The 23,308-nt window shown below is 40.5% G+C and carries 13 protein-coding genes; 10 read left to right on the forward strand and 3 right to left on the reverse strand.

Annotation, left to right across the window (positions count from 1 at the left end; genetic code table 11):
- Positions 1 to 91 precede the first annotated feature (91 nt).
- Both B1C82_RS03265 and B1C82_RS03270 read left to right on the forward strand, forming a co-directional pair.
- Complete coding sequence (locus B1C82_RS03265; protein ID WP_086446183.1) at positions 92 to 2,443, forward strand: patatin-like phospholipase family protein; 2,352 nt, start codon at positions 92 to 94, stop codon at positions 2,441 to 2,443.
- 95 nt (positions 2,444 to 2,538) lie between these two features.
- A complete protein-coding gene (locus B1C82_RS03270) occupies positions 2,539 to 4,521 on the forward strand; it encodes an HD family phosphohydrolase (protein ID WP_086446184.1) in 1,983 nt (660 codons plus the stop codon).
- Positions 4,522 to 4,523: 2 nt separating this feature from the next.
- Here the strand turns inward: B1C82_RS03270 and murD are convergent, their stop codons facing one another.
- Positions 4,524 to 5,873 (reverse strand): UDP-N-acetylmuramoyl-L-alanine--D-glutamate ligase, encoded by a 1,350-nt coding sequence (gene murD / locus B1C82_RS03275; RefSeq protein WP_086446185.1) that lies wholly within the window; start codon positions 5,871 to 5,873, stop codon positions 4,524 to 4,526.
- Positions 5,874 to 5,947: 74 nt separating this feature from the next.
- Between murD and B1C82_RS03280 the strand changes: the two genes are divergently transcribed.
- The 6 genes from B1C82_RS03280 (at position 5,948) to B1C82_RS03305 (ending at position 19,030) form a co-directional block, all read left to right on the forward strand.
- Complete coding sequence (locus tag B1C82_RS03280) at positions 5,948 to 6,286, forward strand: STAS domain-containing protein (RefSeq protein ID WP_086446186.1); 339 nt, start codon at positions 5,948 to 5,950, stop codon at positions 6,284 to 6,286.
- A 3-nt stretch (positions 6,287 to 6,289) separates the two neighbouring features.
- The gene (locus B1C82_RS03285; RefSeq protein ID WP_086446187.1) at positions 6,290 to 7,042 is read left to right on the forward strand and encodes a beta/alpha barrel domain-containing protein; all 753 of its coding nucleotides are present in this window, start codon (positions 6,290 to 6,292) and stop codon (positions 7,040 to 7,042) included.
- Positions 7,043 to 7,397: 355 nt separating this feature from the next.
- On the forward strand, positions 7,398 to 8,468 hold the full coding sequence (locus tag B1C82_RS03290; protein WP_086446188.1) for a TMEM43 family protein: 1,071 nt from the start codon (positions 7,398 to 7,400) through the stop codon (positions 8,466 to 8,468).
- Positions 8,469 to 8,897: 429 nt separating this feature from the next.
- The gene (locus B1C82_RS03295; protein ID WP_086446337.1) at positions 8,898 to 12,521 is read left to right on the forward strand and encodes a hypothetical protein; all 3,624 of its coding nucleotides are present in this window, start codon (positions 8,898 to 8,900) and stop codon (positions 12,519 to 12,521) included.
- 32 nt (positions 12,522 to 12,553) lie between these two features.
- Complete coding sequence (locus B1C82_RS03300; protein ID WP_086446189.1) at positions 12,554 to 15,664, forward strand: Ig-like domain-containing domain; 3,111 nt, start codon at positions 12,554 to 12,556, stop codon at positions 15,662 to 15,664.
- A 225-nt stretch (positions 15,665 to 15,889) separates the two neighbouring features.
- Positions 15,890 to 19,030, forward strand: a complete 3,141-nt coding sequence (locus B1C82_RS03305) for an Ig-like domain-containing domain (protein ID WP_086446338.1) — start codon at positions 15,890 to 15,892, stop codon at positions 19,028 to 19,030.
- Between the two features lie 63 nt (positions 19,031 to 19,093).
- Here B1C82_RS03305 and B1C82_RS03310 read toward each other — a convergent pair whose 3' ends face one another.
- A complete protein-coding gene (locus tag B1C82_RS03310; RefSeq protein ID WP_086446190.1) occupies positions 19,094 to 19,828 on the reverse strand; it encodes a FecR family protein in 735 nt (244 codons plus the stop codon).
- Between the two features lie 10 nt (positions 19,829 to 19,838).
- Positions 19,839 to 21,281 carry a TonB-dependent receptor gene (locus B1C82_RS03315; RefSeq protein ID WP_086446191.1) on the reverse strand — a complete coding sequence of 481 codons (1,443 nt, stop codon included), beginning with the start codon at positions 21,279 to 21,281 and terminating at the stop codon, positions 19,839 to 19,841.
- A 305-nt stretch (positions 21,282 to 21,586) separates the two neighbouring features.
- On the opposite strand from B1C82_RS03315, the gene B1C82_RS03325 reads away from it, so the two are divergent.
- Together B1C82_RS03325 and B1C82_RS03330 are read left to right on the forward strand one after the other, a co-directional pair.
- The gene (locus tag B1C82_RS03325; RefSeq protein ID WP_086446339.1) at positions 21,587 to 22,552 is read left to right on the forward strand and encodes a sensor histidine kinase; all 966 of its coding nucleotides are present in this window, start codon (positions 21,587 to 21,589) and stop codon (positions 22,550 to 22,552) included.
- Entirely contained in the window at positions 22,549 to 23,289 is a 741-nt protein-coding gene (locus B1C82_RS03330) for a LytR/AlgR family response regulator transcription factor (protein WP_086446193.1), read from the forward strand. The genes B1C82_RS03325 and B1C82_RS03330 overlap by 4 nt, the downstream gene beginning before the upstream one ends.
- The last annotated feature ends 19 nt before the right edge of the window (positions 23,290 to 23,308 follow it).

Below are 23,308 nucleotides of genomic sequence, written 5' to 3' on the forward strand. Positions count from 1 at the left end.
TTTGCAAATCGCTTAAGAACATATTTCAGATTGCAGTATCTATTTCCATCTACTTAGCTTGTTTTTTTACATTATACCAGAGACTAACGCAGTGAGAGAAAAAAAGAAAAAAGTCAGAACAAAAAGCAAATCCGAAGGAAAGAACAGTCGTTTTGGATCTATATTCTCGGCCAACCAGGAATTGTTCCGGGACTGGAACCAGGAAGAAACCTCATCGTTTGCGGGACTTTTCGAATATAAATCCATAAATTCGGGCACAGTTCTAATTGCTTCAGAAAAATCTTCCACCTGGTTCTATTTTCTCTTAGAGGGAAAATGTGAAGAATTTACCAAGGCTTCTTCTGGAGAGGAGTTGATGATCCGAAGTTTGGGACCTGCTTCACATTTTGGAGAGGCTGGGTTCTTCCATTGGAAAGAAGGGAAATTCGGAGTAAGAACCGAAACTGACTCCAAACTTTTGAGAATCAGCACTAAGAATTGGCATAAATGGGAAGCTGAAAATCCAGAAACTTCTAAACGTTGGAAGGAAAGATTAGAGACTAAAAGATTTTTCAGAATGGCGTCTTATGAACCTAGTCATAAGGAACTGTTAGGATTTATTTCTAATCTAGAATTATTATTTCACATAGACCGTAGAAAGATAGGGGAATTGACTCCGTATTTGAGATGGTTATATGTCCCGGGTGGAGAAAGACTTATGCTCCAGGGGGAGCCTGGAAATTCACTTTTTGTAATATTATCTGGAAGATTTAGATATAGTGTTTCCGACGACCAAGGAAATATCACTGGCGAAGGAGAATTTGCCAAAGGTGATATTATCGGAGAGATGTCACTACTTACCGGAGAGCCCCGTTCTGCTTCCGTATATGCAGTTCGTTCTTCTCAAGTAATTCAAATTTCCAGAAATGGTTTTAGAAAATTTATCTCCGAATCTCCTGAAGCTTTATTTCACGTGACTGAAACAATTGCCAGGAGGCTTGGACAAAAGAATAAGGAATCTTCCCGCTTTGGTAGAAAAGTTCATACTATTGCATTGGTCCCGGTTACAGAAGGATTTCCTCTCAGACATTTTTCAAACGAACTTTCTAAATCCTTAAAATCGTTCGGTTCTGCGCTTCCTGTTAACGAGGAAAAACTTTCTAAATTTTTAAAAGATAAGAAGATACATCAGAAAAATGGAATGCGTTTTGGGATTCCTGATATTCTTTCTTGGTTTGGAGGATTAGAGAAAGAATACGATAACGTAGTCTTTGAAGTAGCTCCTTCTGGAGATCCGCTTTGGACGGAAGCAAGTCTTAGACAGGCGGATCGTATCCTTCTTCTTAGCGAAGCAGGAAGACCAATATTAAAAAATTCTTATTCTTGGAATCTGATCCAAGGAGAAAGCCTGGGTGAAACCACAAAAGAATCTGTAATCTATTTGGAGGATTCTTATAATCGTTGGGAAGAATTGGAAAATACCCTACATGAATTGCCTGGCCAAAAACTTATCTTAAGAAAGGACAGGGCAGGAGAATTTGATCGTATCGCAAGAAGATTGGAGAGCAGGTCTGTTGGAGTTGCTCTTTCCGGTGGAGGAGCAAAGGGCTTCGCACATTTAGGATTACTCAGATCCTTAACGGAAGCAGGTATACCGATCGATCTGATCGGAGGTACAAGTTCAGGTTCGATCATGGCCGGACTATTTGCAATGGGGTATGGATTTGACGAATCTCTCCGGTTGATTAAAGAGGTTTGGATTGAAGCAAAACTTACCAGAGATTATACTCTTCCGTTTGTTTCCATTCTTAGAGGTGCCAGATATTCCAGGGCCATCAAAGAATTTTTTGGAAATAGAAAGATAGAAACTCTATTGGTTCCTTTTTTAGCAGTGGCTTGTGACCTTACGAATTCAAAGCCGAAAGTATTCGAAGAGGGAGAAGTTTGGAAAGCAATTAGAGCTAGTACTTCTATACCTGGAATTTTTCCTCCGTTTTTCACTGACGGTGCTTTGTATGTGGATGGAGGTCTTTGGGATAATCTTCCTGGTTCTTTAGTTAGAAGGAAGGGGGCAGATGTTTTGATCTCTGTGGACTTAGGAGCAGGCTCTCAACCGAATAAAGACCAAACTTATGGATTATTAGTTGAGTCCAGATTTCCTGGAGAAGGACCTTCTGCCATTAAACTTTTAGGAAATCAGTTTATGAAAAAGGAAGATAGATATTCTTTCCCTCATATAGGTGAGTTGTTTATGAGATCTATGTTATTATCCAGTCGAAATAATCTTCTTAAAACAAAAGAAAATTCTGATATATTCGTCGAATTGCCTGTGAGAGATTTTTCTACATTCGATTGGGATGAATACAAAAGATTATATGAGATAGGCTACGAACATTCTCAAAAATCCGTAAAGGACTGGGCCAAGACTATTAAAGATAAAGTATATTCAGAAAGGAAGAATTAGACCAAACGGCGTTTTTGGAAGGATTGCTCGATGCCAAAACTTGAAAAAAACTCCTTTTCACGATTTTAAAAGATGCTTAGGATGGGATAATCAGGATGGAATCCAAGTTTAAGCAATACATCGTAACGGATTCCGCGACTCTTGCTGGAAGACTTTCGATCCTCCGCACCAAGATGACGGCTGAGCTAATCAATCTGAAAGACTTTTTTGAGTCTACAGAGATTAGAGACACTCCTCAATTCGTAGACGTTTTATTTTATATCTCCGACAAAACATTAGAGTTGGAGCATAGTAAGATCAGGGAACAGTTAAGAATGAATCCTTTGATCCTGGCCAGGTTCATTTTGAACGCTGATCTAGGTTATGAAGGTTATAAAAATACCGAGATCGAAGATGATCTGATCTTTGGAATATTACCTGAGATTACATCCGACCTTTATCTTTCTAAAACATTTGCGAACGGGTTTTTGCATCTGCATATGATTACCGATCAGTTTGATCTATTGCATAAGATCAATACTGCAAAATACGAGATCAATCGACTGACTCGGATCGGTATCAGTTTAGCTAACGAAAAAGATTTCGATAAACTTCTCAGAGAGATCTTATACAGCGCACGAGAAATTTGTAATGCCGATTCAGGTTCCTTGTATCTTGTAGAGCAAGACGATATTGGATTTGTCAGAAATTTACGTTTTAAAATTTCTGCATTGAGTATCGATACAGAAGAGTTCATTCTTCCTATTAATAAATCCAGTATTGCAGGTTATGTTGCCGAGACCGGTAAGGTTCTGAACATACAAGATGTTTACGATTTACCGGAGGATGCCGAATTCTTCTTTAATAATAATTTCGATATATTATCGAATTATCATACAAAGTCCATGCTGGTTGTTCCTATGAAAGGTCATAGGGGAGATGTAGTAGGTGTTCTTCAGCTCATTAACCGCAAAAGGAATTTTAGCCAAAAATTAACTGTGGAACAAATGAAAGGAGATGAGATCCAGCCTTTCGACGATTATTCCACACAATTGGTTCTTGGAGTCGCAGGGCAAGCAGCTGTAGCAATCCAAAACAATTATCTATTAAGAGAGATTGAGACATTATTCGAAGGATTTGTGACCGCATCCGTAAACGCGATTGAAGCCAGGGATCCAACCACAAGTGGTCACTCTTTCAGAGTTGCTGTGTTGACAGTCGGACTTGCTGAAACATTGGATCGAGTGGATTTCGGAAAATATAAGGAAACTAAATTTTCCAAAGAACAGCTTAAAGAGATCCGATATGCTTCTTTACTTCATGATTTCGGAAAAGTTGGGGTTAGAGAAAAAGTTTTAGTAAAGGCCAAAAAACTAGAAGATCTGGAGATCGGTCTGATTGACTGGAGATTCCGCTACTTAAAGAAAGATTTCGAATCTAAATTGAACTTAAGAAAAGTAGAATATTTAAAAAAACATGGACCCACAGGGTACATGGATTTTGAAAAAGCGATAGAGTTCGAGTTTAGTGAAGAATGTAAAAGACTTACCTCTATGTTCCAGATTATCAGCCAAAGCAATGAGCCTTCTATTTTAGAAGAGGCGAATTCTCAATTTTTAGAAGAGATCGCAAAGATGCAATACATCACCACCGAGGGAGAAAATGTGGAACTGATCTCTCCTTATGAGTTTGGGTTTCTAACTATCAAAAAAGGTTCTCTCGATTTTGATGAAAGAAAAGAAATTGAGTCCCATGTAGAGCATACATTCCAGTTCCTGAGTAAGATCCCCTGGACAAATGATCTAAAAATGGTTCCAACCATTGCTCATGCCCACCATGAAAAATTAAATGGAACTGGATATCCCAGAGGTCTTTCTGGGGAAGATATTCCAATCCAATCTAGGATCATGACTATCTCGGACATATTTGACGCGTTAACAGATCAAGATAGACCTTATAAGAAAGCAGTTCCAGTAGATCGAGCCTTGGATATTTTAGAAATGGAAGCCAAGGAAAATCATTTAGATGGAGATCTATTAAAAGTATTCGTAGAATCTAAGGTCTGGGAAAAATTAAACCACCAAGGACATATTAGATAAATTTAAGGTTCTTCTCTAGTCCAATCGGAAACTAATTTTAAAAAATGTTCTCCTCTTTCCTCAAAATTCTTATATAGATCGAAGCTTGCACATGCAGGAGAAAATACTACTGACGAAACCCTTGCTCTACCAGAACGAACTGCCGTTTTGATTTGGGAAAAACCTTCTTCCAAATTGTCCGCTAAGATCAGATGAGAACCTAAAATAGGGGAAATCACCGGTGCCCAGGTTTGTCTTGCTTCTCCTATTAATAAAACCCAACCGATACCTGAAGCTAAAAATTCTTTCAGCGGCTCCAGAGGTTCTGCTTTTGGTCTTCCTCCTAGGATCAGGAATATACCCTTTTTATCCTTCCAAGTGCTTAAACCAGCAAGCATACTGTGAAGGTTGGTGGACTTGGAATCATTGATAAAAGAAATACCAGCCGCTTTACCAGCATGTTGGAAACGATGAGGAAGGCCTTTAAAGGTTCCGATTAAATTTTGTATATGTTCCGGTTTTGCACCGATCGCTTCGGCAGCTAGGATAGAAGCAGCCAAATTATCCAAATTGTGTCCCCCGGGAAGAGGAAAGTTTTTAGCATCATAAACTGCATTAGCTGTTTTGATAGTTCTTTCTTCTTCGGAAATGATCGCATCATTACCCGATTCTCTGCCAAAGATCAAAATTTTGCAGGACCATCCGAGCTTTTCGATCCTTTCTTTAAAAAGTTTGGAACTGGTCACAAGTGTATGACGAGAATTAGAAAAATCTACAATTCGAGTCTTAGCTGCGAAATAATTATCTAAATTTTTATGCCTTTCTAAATGGTCTGAGGCAAGGTTTAATATTACAGATACGTTAAGTTCTAATGGGCCAGAATCTTCTAACTGATAACTTGAAAGTTCCAACACTGAAAGTGGAACCGGTTTTAGACAAAAATCACTGAAGGCCAAACCGATATTTCCACCTGCAGTTGCTCCAGGAAAATCTGCAGAAACTAGATGAGTGGTGAGAGAAGTTGTTGTGGATTTTCCGTCAGTGCCTGTGACTCCAATCAATTTTCCGGAATAGAACGCTCTCGCTAATTCTACTTCGGAAACTACCGGAATTGCGAGAGAATTTGCTTGGGAAATTACCGGATGAGAAGGTGAAATGCCCGGACTTTTTACGATGAGTGCGATTGGAAGAAGGTCCGCTAAAATTACATCTTCACCTACGAATGTAACATCAGAATTGGGTAAGGCTTCCGAATTACAAAGAACAGCATTCGCCTGTCTCTCTTTCAAGAGTCGGAGAGCCGCCATGCCGGAAACTCCCCCGCCGAGAACCAGGACTCTTTGGCCTAATAAGGAGGTAGGAAAATTCTTCATCTTGGGGAACTTGGTTGACAGGCTATTTTTTGCATCGAGAATTGTCTCTAAATTATCGCTAAGGGTAGGTTCCTTTGCTCGATCACAAGGTACAGGACGGAGTTCTAATAGTTTACCTCAAGGGACGTTTGGACGTTTCTATCGCAAACGAGGTGGAAGAAAATCTGAACGATCTAATCGATAACCAAGGACATACCAAGGTTATTCTGAACATGCAAGACGTAGACTATATGTCTTCCTCCGGATTCAGGGCTTGCATATCTACACTCAGAAAATTGAACGCAAAAGAAGGCGGTCTCAAAATCTGCGGGATCAAACCGGCAGTAAAAAGAATTTTCGACGTGATCGAACTTACCTCTCTATTTGATATCCGCGAAACTGAGGACGAGGCGCTTCGAACCTTTCGTGCATAACCGATGATGGCATTACATCGGGTTCTCCAAGAAATCGTAGAAGAAAAAAAAAGGGAAATCGAAACGATTCCCGAATACAAACCTTCTCCATATTCCGGAGTAGGTTTGTGGCAATCACTGCGCTCTCGCAAATTTTCAATCATCTCTGAATGTAAAAAGATGAGTCCTTCTTCCGGAATCATCCGGCAAGAATATGATGCCGTCACTATTGCAAAAACTTATTCAGAATGTGGCGCCACTGCTATCTCAGTTCTTACGGATAAGAAATTTTTTGGCGGATCCCTTGAAGATCTCAAAAATGTTTCTTCTCAGGTGAATATACCTATATTAAGAAAAGATTTTATAATAGATGCAAAACAAGTGGCAGAAGCTCGTGAATATGGAGCGGCTGCAATCTTACTCATAGTCCGTATCCTCACACCTGAAAAACTCGCTGAACTTATTAAAGAAGCCAAAAGGTTTAATATGGATGTTCTCACTGAGATCCATACGGAAGAAGAAGCAACCATCGCAGCTAAAGCGGGTGCAAACATCGTTGGGATCAATACCCGTGACCTGGATGATTTTAGCATCCACCAGGAGCTTGTTCCTAAGGTAGCTTCTAAACTTTCTCCCAATATCGTAAAAGTTGGGGAATCTGGGGTTAAGAGCAAGGCGGACTTGGATGAATTTCGTTCTCATGTGGATGCGGCTCTTATCGGGACTTACTTCATGGAAAAGGCTGATATCCGTAAAGCTTGGCTGGAATTATTTTAAGAACTCAACCAGGAACAAGTTTGTTGGAACTCCAACATTGTAGCTAAGGCGGCCCCCGCCCAGGTTCGGGAGGGGGGAGTGGCCCGTGGGAGGGCGCTTTCCCAAATATCAGAAAATCCTTCCTTCGTCAACGAAATCTTTCTCTTCGAATTTGTAGGAGCTCCTACATACGAATAACATCTCTCTGCGAAACTTGTTTTCACTTTTTTCAAAAACGCATTCTAAGTTTTCTAAAACGTATGTTTGAAGAAGATTCTTCCTCCTTTTCCTATTGGAAAAAAGATATTGCCTAATGAATTGTGTGGAATGTAAAATGCCCTTTCGTCTTTTTTAAGGCCAGTTGGGAGGTTTTTACATGGCGTTTGAAGAATCAGGGGAAGGTTCGAGCATATTCGGATCGATTGGTGACTCATTCAAAGGAATGTTGGCTGGGGTAGTTTTATTCCCTCTTTCCTTATATTTGATATTTCAAGTGGAAACTTGCGAGCAAGCGAGTGCGGCTCTCAAAGGTGCACTGCCTGCGTCCCAAGCAAAAGCTGGGGTTGCATCTTACGTAACAGGTAAACTGAGCGCTGATACATTGGGTGGCGAGTTCGTAAAACCAGGAAAATATATTTCCTATTCTCAATCTTCCGAAGTATATGCCTGGAAAGAAACAAGCAAAGAAGATTCTAAAACCAAAAAAACGATCTACGATTGCGAATTGGATTGGATCTCTTCTCCTAAAAATCCTAAAAATTTCAAAGATCCTGCCTGTAAGTCTAAACCTTTCTATAAAGCTACTGTGGATGATAAAAGTTCCGTTGCTTCCGATGCGAAGGTGAAAACGGACGATGGAAAAACTTATAGTGTAAATTTAAGCAAAGTGGATCTAACTTCTGCTGTACCCTCTGTGAGTCCTGGCTCAGGAGAATTATCCAAGGGAATTGCTGAAGGAGATCACATCTACTTGTCTCAAAAATGTGCGAGTGATCAAACAGAAGGTTGCGAGAGGATCAGTGTATCTCTGGTTCCTGTTCCTGAAGAAAGTATGACTTTTGTTGGATCAGTGAGCGGAAGCTCGATTGGTGAATTCACAAGCGAAGAGGGTAATAAATTTCTAAACGCTTCCGTGGGCGATTACCAAACCACTATGAAAGATATCCAAAGCGACGATAATACAACTAAATGGTTGATGAGACTGGGATGTTTTATTGCGATGTGGGTGAGTTTTAATCTTCTCGCAGGACCATTACTTTCTCTTTTAAGTTTTGTTCCATTTGTAGGCGAATTAGGAAAAGCTGCGCTTTCTGTTGTGTTTGGAGTTGTAGCATTCGTGATTACCGCTATTACCATTCTTCTCGTGAAGTTCTGGTATATCTGGCTGATATTGGGTCTTGCCGCAATCAGTTATGCTATCTATAAGAAGAAGGCAGCAACAGCTTAGTTCCATATTAAAAATGTAATAAAGAAAAGGCCGGGAATTTCTCGGCCTTTTTTATTTTTTTGCTGCTCGGATTTATCATCTTGTCAATAAAAACTTTCCAAAAAGTAAACGTGCGTTTATTCGAAACCAGGATTAAATCATGCTTTAGAACATGATTTTAAGTGAGTTTTTGAGAAAATAAGAGACGCATAAGTCTATTAAAAATAACGCACGTTATCCTAAAAATCGTCAATTATAGTGAAAAAAATCCTTGTCTATACCGTTATAGTATGTACCAGTATAGCGATCGATACACGATTCGAACAATTGATATAAAAAAAGATTGAAGGTTTTTTGGGACCGCGGTATAAATAGAGGCCGTTCTGGTTCTAAAAAATAACAATTGTTCAAAAAAGCGAACATGGACCCAGAGAGGTTTAAGGGATGAAGATGCTGCCATTTGGAGATGTCACCGGGGGAAGATTTCGGCTCCTGGATTTTAAGAAAAATATAATTTTCATTTCTCTTATATTATCATTATCTGCTGCTTGTTCCCATGCCGGAACGGATAAAAACGGGATCTCCCAATTTTCAGATAATACTGATGATTACAAAGGTGTTTCTTTATTCAGTTTTTTGAATCCTTATCCAGTGGTGAAAAGTTTTTTCACCAATTTGGATCCAGTTGGCTTTAATGAAGCGCTGGGTGATGCACTCTCTAAAGCGCCAAGAACTGATAATTTGGGCACAATTCGCGCCCTAGAATCTGCAATGTTGCAAAGTAGGACAAGTGTCCAAACCCTTTCTCTTGGCCTTGCGGACATGATTGAGAAGATGCAGACTTCTAATCCTGCTGCATATTCTTCGATCCAGCCCGTTTTTGAGAAGATCCGTCATTATAATAAACCTGTGGTTCGTAATCTTATGCCTCTCGGCGCGAATCAACTTTTGATCGAATATAATACTAAAACTGCGAATCAAATTGCGACTTCTATCCACGATACTGCGGATATTCTGACGGATCCAGATTCTATAGATACTCTCCACGATGTAGAAGATTTTCTTTATAAAGGATTGCGTAAAAACACCACGTTCCGCACAGGATTGGAGAATTTATTAGGAGGATTTTTTGCTCCTTCTCTTCTTACGGATCGCACATTAAAAGAAGGTTTTATCTCTCTTGTTTACGATTTCGGCGAGATGATGTATAAGGCTGCTGGTTTTGAAGACCAGATGACTCCTCAGACTTCATTTAAGAATTTTATAATAAACGCTGAGAACTTTTTCACCGCAAATACTATCTCTCCGGCAGACCCGACAGCTAACGAATATTCAACAAACGCGGCTTATAATGCTCCAGGTGGTACTTTAAAACCTGCTGAATTGAGAACGATGCTGAGAGATCTATTCGTAACGATCAAAGGATTAATTTTTGCTCAGGGAGATGTAACAGTAAACGTTTTGAAAGAGACCGCTAAAAATGCGTATCTCCTTGACTTTATGAGAAATTCTTCCGGTTCCAGCCAAACTTTTAAAGATCTTTTGCAGTTAGATGGAGACGGAAGAAATCGCCAAACAGATGTGGAAAGTCGCCCGGTTTCTTCCTTGGAAACTCTGTTTATCGTTCTTACTCTTGCTGATAATTACGGTTATAGATGGAATCCAGTTGATTCCGGGAATCCAGCTACGACTCAAATCCACAATAATGCTTTAACTGATACCGGCTCCGTGACGACGGGTGGTGAGCTAACATTGGGTGATGCGATGTTTAGCATGGGATCCGTTATAGGATCTGACGATTCATTCAATTTTAAGAATATTACAGAACTTAGTCGTACGAGTTCTAAGGTTTTCCGCGATGGCTCCGTTTATAAAATAGGTTTCAATACAAGAGTACTTTCTATTTTAGAAGCCGCTTCTCGCGGAGAAGCTCAACAAATTACTGATCCGAGTTCAGAGGCAACCTTCGATAAGTTGTACAATAAAACGGTTCCTTGGATGCTCGACTGGATCGTTAAGGTTACCTTAGAAGGTTATGGTCCTTATTATAGTCAAACTGATGGCGGTGGACAGCCAATTGCTCCGAACGGAAATCCTCTACAGTATCAAGCGAGCTGGAATACTTCCAAATATTACGTACAGATTGATCCGGGAACAGGTGGAGAAAGGAGAATTTACCTTGGAGGAGTGGATCAAACTGCCGCTTCTGCTGTGTTAACCAATAAAGGTTATTATTCAATAACTGAGACTGCTCCCGCTCCTATCTTAGTTGCAAGTGCGGAAGAGGCGTTTTATAAAAATCTACAATGGCTCCTTTACGAAAAAAGGTTCGTAGCAGTTCTGCCTGTAAGAGCTAAGTTAGCCGCTACGGTTACTTACCAAGAAGCATTATTTATTACTGCGATCGGAAACGGGATCATGGGGATGATGAACCTTAGTCCTAATTGTGGCCCTTTGAAAGATGATTGTACTAATTTTAATGGGTTTTGGCAGAAAAAAGGAACTCCACTCAAGTCCTTTGATTCAGGCACCCAAGCAGGCCCTTGGGTAGTTCAGGATACAGACCTTCAAGATCTTTCTAATGAACCTGGAGATTCCGTTTTCTTAGTAGAAGGTTGGGGATATGGTTTAGCTGGTAACGAAGGTTTTCAGGTCACCGCTGTATATTCTGCATTATTCCCTTTATTAATTCCTGACCCTACCACTGTGTATGGAATGATTCCTCCCGTAATATCTCAAAATGCTGGAGTGATTAAGCAGCTTGGTTTCTTGGGGACTACTGATACTCCGGCTTCGCAAGTTAATACTAACTGGAATAAAAGAAATCGTCTTACTCCTTTCATCGTATCTTTGGCCAAGGCTTTAGGAGATGATGCTAAAATTCCTGCAAACAGAACTGCAGGTAAAAATCCTTATAAACTATTTACTGGCCTTGCAGAAATATTCTCTCGTCCTTACGTCTTTTTCGGCCAGGATGAGACGTTTAGAACCGGCGACAATCTTCCTGCAAAACCTAGTTTTATCCAGATCAGAGTAGTTGGAATTGGATCGGGGTTGAGAAACCCAGCTGCTACTCCAGTAGAATATAAACCTTCTAAAAATTACAGAAGTCTCCTAAGCGTTTTAATAGAAGGAACATCTACACCTACAAGTACTGATCGTAACCGTATGACTGACGGTCCTTTGGATCTATTAAGTAAAACTGATATTCTTTCCGGGCTGATCAAGTTTACTACCAATCTTGGAGATCCTGCTAAGGTAGATGCGAGAAATAAGATCATGGATGGTCTTTCCGGGATTTTGGGCCAAACAAAACTTTGGTCTGATTGTGGCGGAGAGGCGAATTTTCAAACCAACTGTCCGAACCAATTCGCAATTGATGAAGGAATTGATTGGTTGGTATATCGTGTTGCAGATAAATACGATGATCGTCCTCGCAACGACCTATACGCTCCTTCTTGGGTGAAAGTAGATGATCTAGTCAGAAGAATTCGCGATTATATCTCCAGATCTTCCGGTTGGTCTTTGGTGAAGTCTTTGGACTTCTTACTGGATCTCTTGTTGGATATCCAACTCACAGCGACTGAAATTACAAATACTTTGGATCTTCTTTCTTCTCTCTTCTATGTGGGAGATGATACTGATCCGAACAATTCTGCTCTGGATACGAGAACTTATACTATTTCTGATATTGTTACAACAAGCCTTCCTCCTGTTTTGGATTCAATGGCTCCTTACGGAAGGAATTTATACGCAACAGGTTATCAATTAGGTAAGCCTGGCAGCTTCTTTACCTTCTTGGAAAAGAATGCGAACATGTCTTCTCAATACTCTGTAGAAGAACTATTCGAAAATACTAAAGTACTTCTAAGATCCGATATGATCCAAACTCCACTCATGGATAACAGGGCATTCCTGTATTCTGCAGGGACGTTGATTGGATTGTTTGGAGATATTTATGAAAGAGGCCGTCGTTTCTCAGGATCTGATGCCTTCTTCTATGATAATTGGAATAATGGACAGCCCACGTCGACGTACTGGGACGATATGAATGCGATATTCTCACTAAGATGAAAAATAGATATATAACGGGACTACCGACACAAATGAAGATGCAAACATTTAAGGGATTTTTAATTATTAGTTTCGCTGTATTCTTCGTATCCATCGGATGCGGAGCAGAAAAGCAGGGGAGCCTTTCAGATTCAATCTTTGCAAGTCTGGGGATCGCTACGGATTCCGGAGGAAGTCTTCCTACTAGTGCATCCTTAACTCCTTATAAGGACACAGATGAGCCTGCAACTCTTCCTGTTGATTTTGGAACAGCAGGGCCCCAAGCATTATTAAACCTTTCTTCTACTGACCAAGTGGATCGTTATAAAAGTTTAGAGATCGTTTTCTCTGAACCAATGACCCAATCCACGGTGAATTCTGATTTTGTGCTGAAGGAAAAGACCGGAACCTTATTGCCAGGACCCGCTGTTGAAAAGGGAGGATCCTTTTATTGGAAATCCGGGGGAAGATTGATCTTTGACCCTTACAAAGAGTTAAAACCTAATACCACTTATCAGCTCACTTTGACTAATGCTTCTCAAGGTTTAGAAGGTGGAAACCTACAACCTTATACAATCGAATTTACAACAGAGCCGGATTATCTGATTGGAGCCACGTTAAACGGAACAGCAGTTGGTCCTGCGAATTCTTCTAAAGATTTAACTTATACAGACGCTGCGCCTGGAACAATCGCGATGAATTTAAACGCGAGCTTTACTTCTCCGATTAGCGGAACAAATTCTATTCAGACGATTAAACTGAAACATTTAAGTTCTACTGCAGAACACGTTATTTGTGCGGCTCCTCCCTGCGACATGACAGTTCCACTTGCTTCTTCTTTAAATTTGAACACTTTCTCTGGAGCAAAAGCGGGACTGAAACCTTTCCAAGGTGGAAATGCTTATATTTTTGAGATCACTACTACAAACGGCAAGGTATTCCGCAGATCTTTCGGATTCAATTATGGAAAAGTAAACACCACTCCTTATGCGATGATCACTAATGGAGCTGCTGTAATCGTAGATGAAACTCAGGCTTTAAAATTGTTCGGCCAAATTTTGGAAAGATTTACTAAGAATGACTATAAAATCACAGGTAAATCTTTTTCAGATTTTTCGAATACTCCTAAGAGTACAACGAAAAGAACTACTCATTGTATCGATTATTATTCCTCAGGCGGATCTGCGGTGAACTTTATCCGCAGCTTTGGAGATTCTACTGATCCGGAAAACGGAGACGGTTATTGCGGTGGAGCGGGAGCAAATCCTGGAGCGTTTGTTGGTAACGGTTGTTTCTTGGGTTGTTCCGACTTCGATATGGACGTGTATATTACTGGAGTTAATATCCCTCCTACTACCGGGGCAGACCCTACGATTACCGCAAGTTTAAGTGTTCCTGCGAACAATAACCTGAAGGTGAATATTAATGGTCGTAAGGCAATTATCAATCTTGCCATTATTGCAAGAAACCGCAGCTCTATAGGTTTGGGCCTGGTTGGTTCTGGAAATAGATTCTATTTTACTACAATTGCGGAAGTAAACTTGGGAGAAACTGCTAACCCTCGTGCGGCAGTCGCAAACACTAACACATTAGTCGATACTAATGGAGAATTTAATATTGCGATTAAAACTCCTCTAACTGCAGCTCCTCTTCCTACAAACGTTGCTACGGATAATTTTTATACGAAAGAATGGTCCGATCATTTACGTGTGAAAAATAACGCAGGCGATCTGGATTCTGTAGACTATATTGATTCCACTTCTTGGGCAGCTGACCTTTTATCCTCGGTGACTGCATCTATTGCGAATGGGATGGTTCCTGCTTTAAAACCTGCAATCACTCAGTCTATGTTGAGAGACGTAGTGCAGAAGGTTGCACCTAATGCGTTAAATGCAGTTGTTACTTCCTTGGCTAACCCTGGATTGGATGTTGTTTTACCGGATTATCTTCCTGCTCCACTTCAAAGTTTTCCGCTTTCTTTAAAATTGAAATTCCAGACGGATGTTGCTCCTACTGTTTCCGGAGCAAACAAGGGACTGGTTGGTTCTGCATCCGTTGCTTTGGTTGCAAAAACTCCTCTTGGAATATCTGATCCGAATTATCACGGGCACCAATTGGCTTCTGGTTTCGTAAGTACCCGTCCTATTCCTGCGGCAGATGCATTGACCAAAACTTTTCCGTTCTCAAAAAGTTCAACTAACCCTGGACTTCTTTTAACGCTGACTGCGGATACTGTAACTCAAGCTGCTTATAGTCTCTGGCAAAATGGTGCCTTAAATTTAAGGATCAATAAACCTTTTATAGATTCAATTACTGCGTATGCAGGTTCTGATCCTCTATTTCAGCTAACGCAAGAGTTGGTAAAAGTAGGAACCTTGTTGAATATCTTGGCTCCGGGAAGAAATACTTTAGTCGGTTTAAATCCAAGTGATCCTTCCAAACTCATCCAAAACGTAAAATCTGGAGATGATGTGGATATCGACGTGTATGCGATCCACGCACCTAACGGTGAGTTTAAGTTCGGAGGAGCGAATTCTATTCCTGCTCTCGTTGTAAACTTTACTGACCTAGAATTGAGAATTTATGGAAGAAGACCAAATGGTACTCAAATCGGATACCCTAACTTAAACTCGATTACATGTTCTTCTGCAGCGGCCGATAGTGCTGCAAATAGTTGCCGTTATCTTTTGAATACTGTACGTGTAAGTATCAAGGGAGATGGTTCCTTCAATTTTATTCCATTCGTAAATCCGGATCCTACTGGAAAACCTCAGTATAATAATTTGAACGCTATGAGCCTCGTGATCAAAAAAGATGAGAATAGTATGGCTTATACGCTGGATATCTTAGAAGGAAATTCTGTGAATCCATTCGGATTGGATCCAAAAGGAATTTTTCAAGTAGTAGATCCTTTGATCCGTTCCTTGATCATTCCATTAGTAAATAACGTATTGAGACAGGTGCCTTTGCCTAAATCTCTGAATGTTTCTGCGATCACGAATTATTCTTCGGGTGCCGTATGTAATCTTCAGTCTACTACGGATAAATTGAAACTGATCACTATCCCGATCCCAAATACGGAACCTTATCCGTATCTATTCGGCGGTCTTCAGTTCCAAGGAGCTGCTGCGACAAACCCTGGAACAGTGGTGCAATGTCCTTAAGGTTATATAGGAGTGAGTAAAAGAGGATAAAGTATAGAAACGTAATATTATAAAAAAAGAATAAATCCTAAACCAAGAGTTTTCTCCAAAATTGAAAATAAACTCTTAAAGGCTGGGCAGTTCTTCGTAAGAAGAAGGTCCGGTCTGAGGTTGGATAGGCACTGACGGGTGCCGATTCTGGCCGAATTCGAAAGAAATCATGCGATTGAAAACTGGAGAAAAAAGATGGTTACCGGATTGGGTGAAAGAGAAAGAATTTATATTAAACGGACGGTTGTTATAACCTGTCTGGCGTTACCCCTTTTATTTTTGGGATGTAAAGGTTCCGAAAAAGGAGGAGGTATGCTTGATTCCTTCTTAAGTTCCATTGGAATCCCTATCGATGATGGTGGTTCAATCCCAGGAGCTTCTAATAATATTAATTATACTGAAACTGATACACCCGCAACGTTACCTGTAGATTTCGGAACCACCGGGCCTCAGGTCCTTCTTAACTTAGCTAGTCTCACTCAAGTAGATCGTTACAAAAGTTTAGAGATCGTTTTTTCTGAACCTATGGTTTCAAGTACGGTTAAGGCCGACTTCGTATTTACTGAAGATAACGGAACACTTCTCCCCGGACCTTCTGCCGAAAAAGGAGGGACTTTTTATTGGAAGTCTGGAGGAAGATTGGTATTTGATCCATATCGAGAATTAAAAGCAAATACCACTTACAAGCTTACCTTAACTTCAGCCTCCAAAGGATTGGAAGGGGGAAGTCTTCAGCCTTATACAGTTAGCTTTACTACCGAACCAGATTATTATATTACAATGTCTTTAAATGGTACCGGGGTAGGTCCAGCAAATTCTCAAAAGGACCTGACTTACTTGGATGCAACTCCGGGTACGATCTCCATGAATCTGAATGCAAGTTTTTCGAATCCGAGTAATCCAAACCAGATCCAAAGTATCAAATTAAAACATATGGGTTCAACTGCGGAGCATGTGATTTGTGCGGCTTCCCCTTGCGACATGACTGCACCTCTGGCTTCTTCCTTGAACTTGAATACTTTTTCAGGAGCGAAGGCCGGGCTAAAACCTTTCCAAGGTGGAAATGCATACGAATTTCAAATTTCCACTGCAGATGGGAAAACATTTCGCAGGTCATTCGGATTTAATTACGGAAAAGTAAATTCTACTCCATATGCTTTGATCACCAATGCTTCTGCGGCAGTTTTTGATGAGGCTCAGACTTTAAAACTATTCTCTAATATTCTTCAAAGATTTGCTCATGCCGATTTTAAGATCACGAACAAAACATTTAACGATTTTTCGGGATCTCCTAAAACCACGGATGTTACTCCTCTCCGGGACCCTGATGGTAATGGCAACTTTTCGGATAGAAGGTGTATAGATTTTTGGTCTATCACTGCGAACGATTTCCCGATCTCCGTGAATTACGTAAAAACCTATGGGGATATGGCAGGCCAATTCGGAAATGGTTATTGTGGGGTTGCCGGAAATACAGGTGCATTTAATATTACTGCAAGCTTCTTGGGAAATCTTCCAATGTGGTTGGACGTATACATTAATAATGTAGTAGTTCCGCCTTTAGCACCAGATAATACTACAAATATTACGGATTCAATCTACGTCCAGGCGGATGGAGTAATGGGAGTCGACCTAAATGGGAAAAGGTCAGTGATAGATATCACAACGATCGGATATTCTCATGATTGTACGGGTCTTGCTTGTTTATTAGGAAATGATGATACATACGGATTTTCTACCACAGCAACTTTGAATCCGAACTCACCGTATACTTCTCGTTTAGCCAGAGCAAAAGCGAATGCAAGTTTTGATTCTGCCGGAAAAATCGCAGTCGCGATCAAAACTCCTTATACACCTACGGATGGGATCAATGGAAACTTTTACGTTTCAGAGTGGACCAATAATTTAAATGTAGCAGGCGTAAATTTACTCGCTGCTACAGACACATTAGGTTCTTGGCTTTCTCCGATTACAGAAAGTGTAGCGAATAATGCAGTTCCTCAGGCAACACCTTACATCACTCAATCCATGTTGAGAGATATTGTAGAAAGAGTATCTGTAGAGGCGATGAATGCAGTATTAGTTTCTTTGAATAATCCCGGCTTGGATGTGACTCTGCCGGATTATTTGCCCGCACCTTTAAACAATTTTCCTTTGTCTCTAAGATTGATGGCTCAAAATGATGCAGTAGTAAAATCGGATGGAACGAATAAAGGGATCTTAACGTCCGCAAGTGTATCTTTGGTTGCCAAAACTCCTCTTGTTAATACGGATCCTAATTATCATGGACATCAATTAGCTACTGGCTTTGTCAGTACTCGTCCTATTCCGACGGGCACTGCTATGGCAAAAACATATCCATTCTCCAGAAGTAATGCTAATCCTGGATTACTCCTTACTTTGAATGCGGATACTGTGACGCAGGCAGCTTATAGCCTATGGCAAAATGGAGCCTTAAATTTAAGGATCAATAAACAATTTATCAATCAGATCAAACAGTATGCGGGTTCTGATCCTCTCTTTGAATTAACACAAGAGTTAGTGAAAGTTGGGACCTTACTGAATATCTTATCTCCAGGTAGGCCTTTAGTAGGTTTGAAACCTGGTGATCCCACTAAGTTTGTTCCGAGCGTAAGTGCAATGGATGATGTGGACATTGATGTCTATGCGATTCATGCTCCGAACGGTGAATTCAAATTTGGAGGAACAAATTCTCTTCCTACCCTGGTAGTGAACTTTACGGATTTGGAATTAAGGATATATGGCAGAAGACTTCCAGGAACTGATGTAGGTAATGGAAGTGTCGTACCTTGTAGTGCAGCTGCCGCAGATAATGCTGCAAATAGTTGTCGTTATCTTTTGAATACTGTCCGTGTAAGTATAAAAGGGGATGGATCCTTTAATTTCATACCTTTTGTAAATCCGGATCCTATAGGAAAACCTCAATATAATAATTTGAACGCGCTAAGTCTTGTGATCCGAAAAGATGAAGCTAGCATGTCTTATACAATGGACATTCTGGAAGGACCAACATTTAATCCATTTGGTTTGGATCCTAAGGGAATTTTCCAAGTGGTAGATCCTTTGATCCGTTCTTTGATTGTTCCTTTAGTAAATAACGTATTGAGACAAGTCCCTTTACCTAGTTCCTTGACCTTGGATGCAATTACGAATGTAAGCTCTGGAAATAAATGTAATCTGCAATCTACTACAGATAAGTTGAGATTGGTTACTATCCCGATTCCGAATTCGGAAGCTTATCCTTATCTATTCGGAGGACTTCAGTTCCAGGGCGCATTTGCTTCCAACCCCGGAAATGCGATCAGCTGCCCTTAAGATAAAAAAAGAGGCTCAAGAATTCTTGAGCCTCTCAAACATTCCAAAATCTTAATAAAAGATTTACATTTTTCCGCCGCCGTAAGTCTCATCGCCTGGGACAGAATCTTCCGGAGTCCAACCTTGAGGGGTATGACAGGACAAACAGTTCTTTAACGATATATTCTTTTTCATCAAGTCCTTAAATGGAGGAAGAGATTTGAATTTTACGATAATTCCATCATAAGAACTTCTTTTAGGCTCTTCTCCGCTACCGGGATAATAACCGCCATTTCCTTTTTCCTGCATAGTTCCATCTTTTGGATCTCCAGTTCCATTCATTAAAACCTTACCTTCGCAAGTGCAGAAGGAAGAATCCTTGGTTTTATGATCATGGAATGCGGAGAATGCAGTTCCTCTGACTCCAGCAGTGGTAGTAGGGGTGCTAACTTCGAATTTTCTACCTTTCAGGTTTACCAATTGGAACCAAGCAAATCCACTTTGAACTTCTAATTTGCCATCTTTTGACTCGTTGTATAAACTGGAAATTTTCAGTTTTGTATTCGGAAGGACTTTGAACTCGGAACCTTTATAGAGAAGGGTAGTTTTTGACGCGTTTCCAGTAGAAACTATATCTCCTTCTGAAACCATATCTCCTTGTTTTAGAACGTTCCAACTTCCCTTGCCGCCTTTTTGTAACTGTACTTTTCCAATCAGAAAAGAAACTCTCGCCTCCTTCTCCTTGTTCTCTTGGCTTACTAAAACCAAGGAACCGATGGAAAGAATTAAGCTTAAGATCATCCACACTCTTAGTTTCATAAATATCTCCTTAAAATTCGATGGTGGTCCAAAGAGTTAACTCTTTGGTCAGGCGGCCGTAGGATACTATCCCGTTATTTGCGCCGCCTTGGAATTGTTGTAAATACTCCGCTTTGGTCCTTTCATTTCCGGATCCATCCACATAGGATTGTTCTCTATCTCCGTCTTTGTCCCTATTCCTGGATTCAGTGTATCCAATAGAAACACGTAAAGAATCCGTAATATTCCATTCTGCGAATACGGAACCTCTTCTAAAAGTGGAACGGACGGAGTAGCCGGAAGAATTTACTAAAGGCCCTATAGAATTGGTTTGTATATTCCAATAATCCGATTCAGGACTTCCAGGCATGATCTGATTTATCCGAGTTCGGTTAGCGGCGAGCATTCCATCTCTTCCACTCCCTCCTTCTAATCTGCCCACGATCCTAAAATCCCCCCATCCTAAAGACAACCAGGCGTAAGCTGCAGTTCCTGTAGAATCCAATCCTGGAGTCACAGCTCCGAATGGTTTGGAAACGTCTCTGACTTCTCCGCCTTTTTGTTTTCTGAACACGTATCCAAGTCCGAAGTTAAGAATTTTTTTACGATCAAAATTAGCCTCAACAGCATAAGAGTCACTTTCTAAGGAACGAACATCCTTTCTGAGGTTGGTTAATGGGTTATTGTCTGAGGCAAGACATGCAGTTCCTTCTTTACAATCTGAAGAAGTGGTGCCTGTTAAGTTTGCGGATCTATAAAAAAAATGAAGACCAATCCTGTTCTCATCACCAATCTTAGGCTCGTAAGAAAGTCTAGAAGAAAGATCGAAACCAGTGGAGTCAGTATTTTGGGTTTGCCTGTAACCTTCTCCATTGGAAAGAACAACTTGTGCGGATAAAGTGTCCCACTTTCCGGTACCGCCTAACCCAACATCGGCGGGAGCGGGTGCAAACCCCAGACTTTCGAGAGGCCCTTTGTCTACATATCTCCATCTCCAATAGTTTTTCCATTGGGTGTATGTATGTGGAAGCTCCTGCATCCCGAACGTTAGTGAATATTCTCCGAGTCCAGTCTCCCAGGTCTTGCGGATAAGCGCCCTTCTGATCCCTAAAATATACGGATTGGATTTCACTCCTCCGTCCATTCGCGTATCTGCGCTTACTTGAGCAGAACGTAATAATTCTCCCCATAATTCCAAGCTGACCCCGGTTTCCTTAATTTCTTTATTAATAGTCAAAAGGGTCCAAGGCGTGGAGAAGCCCGGCTCTTCATTAGGATAAGCATTAGTAAGACCGGATCCACCATCTTTCATTCTTTGATTATAAGAAGGGGAGAGGATACCACCTATCTTCAAACCGTAAAAACCGTCCGGTTCGTCTTTCTTAGTGGTAACGATTTCCTCAGCGGATAAATGTACAGATCCCATAATAAAACATGCAGCTGTGATCAGTTTTCGAATAGATGTCCTTTTCAAAGAGGTCCCCCTCGATTACTTGCCGACAAAAGTCGTAAAGAAAAAATTTCGTTTAGATAAACTTATCCTTACTCTCTTGTCTACCAGACTTTGTATTTAACAAACGGGTCGATCCGATTTCTGTAGTTTCTATTCGATTGGAATAAACGATACTTTCCCTGGAATAAGATTGTAAAAAGGGAATCGACGGGTTAAAAGAATGTAGGATCAGTGGAGTCGGAACCGGAAAAAAATTTTCGACCATTCTCTCTATGCGCACTTTTAAGATACTATTCTGGTTAACGATAAACACCGTGATCGGCACAATGAATTCATTGTTAGTCGCCCATAATTCCCAGGCTCCTTTTTGGAAGGTGTTCTTGGCTACCCAGGTAACTACACATTGTGTATGTTCGATAGTGGAGTTTTCGGTAGAATTTCTAAATCGGATGAATAGAGGGGCATTTTTTACAGGTGCTTTTCTTGTAGTTGCCTCTGCGATCGCCTCTGTGTTGGGGGTGGCTTCGGGGGGAATTATACATGTATTATTATTAGCTGGAGAAGGAGTTGAGAGGCCTCATGGGGGATCATACAATATTCTTCTAAGTAGCTTAATATTAGCCTTATTTATTTCATTCTTAGAAAAATCCATGCAGATCCTGATCGAAAGAAGGAAGAAGATGGAAAGCGAGTTGAAGGATATTCAATATCGGACCTTTCAGAATCGGATGGATCCGCATTATTTGTTCAATACTTTAAATACAATACATTCCTTACTCGTAACGGATCCACAAAAAGCAGATAACGCACTCATTCTACTTTCGGAAACTTACAGATTTTTATCTGACAGGATCTTCGAAAAAACGATCCCTTTTTCGGAAGAGTGGGACTTTACTGTGAACTATTTGGAGTTACAGAGGATCCGATTTTCAGACTCTCTGACTATCAGGATCAAAAAAGTGGGAGACTTTTCTAGGCTTAGAATTCCTCCTCTCACCTTACAGCCATTAGTTGAAAATAGCTTTAAGCACGGATTAGAAAATCGCTCCGAGGCAGGGATCCTGGAGATTAGCGCTACCGAAAGTTTTGGAAGAATAAAAATAGAGATCAAAAACAACGGAAACGAAAAGCAAGAACATCATTTATTGCCGGAATACAAAAAATCCGAATTTTCTCGCACCTTAAACAATATAAAATCCAGGTTAGAGTATAATTTCGGAGAAGCGGAACTCAAATTAGAAAAAGATAAATCTGGAATCACCACATTAAGATTGGAATTCGCATCAAGATGAATAGCGTGCTATATAAGGTATTAGTAATAGAAGACGAGGTCCCTGCTCGGGACCTTCTCCGCAAATTTTTGGAATATTGGCCACAGTTTGAAGTAGGTGGGATCGCAAGAACGGGTTCCCAGGCAATTGACCTTCTGAAAAAAGAAAAATTCGATTTAATGTTTTTGGACATTAATCTTCCTGAAAAAACGGGCTTACAAGTTTTGGAAGAAATCGGGGAGAATCTTCCCGTATTAGTATTCACAACTGCTTACAGAGAACATACACTCAAAGCATTCGAAGTGGGAGCCTGCGATTATCTTCTGAAACCTTATACAAAAGAAAGATTTTCCGCATGTATGGAAAGGGCGCTTCATCATCTGCAGCTAAAGTCCATTTCTAATTCCAGGGCAAGCGGAGAACCGGATCCAGTATTTGTTTTTCGTGATGGAGGCTTGATCCACCGAGTTTTGTATGCAGATCTATATTATCTTACCGCCAATGGAAAACGTTCTGTTCTACATACTAAGGATGGAGATTACGAAACTGCCAAACTATTGGGCGACTTAGAAAAAGAATTACCTAAAACGGATTTTTTACGCATCCACAGAAAACATATGGTGAATCGAAATCTTGTTTCTGCCGCAAAATCCCAAGCAGGTGGGGCATATACAATCTATCTGAAAGACGAAGATGAGACCAATCTTCCAGTAGGAAGAGAATTCGTGGACGGAGTCAAGGGCCTCTTCGGGAAGTAGGGAGAATGTTGGAATTCCA

The organism is Leptospira venezuelensis (assembly GCF_002150035.1).
Classification (GTDB): domain Bacteria; phylum Spirochaetota; class Leptospiria; order Leptospirales; family Leptospiraceae; genus Leptospira_B; species Leptospira_B venezuelensis.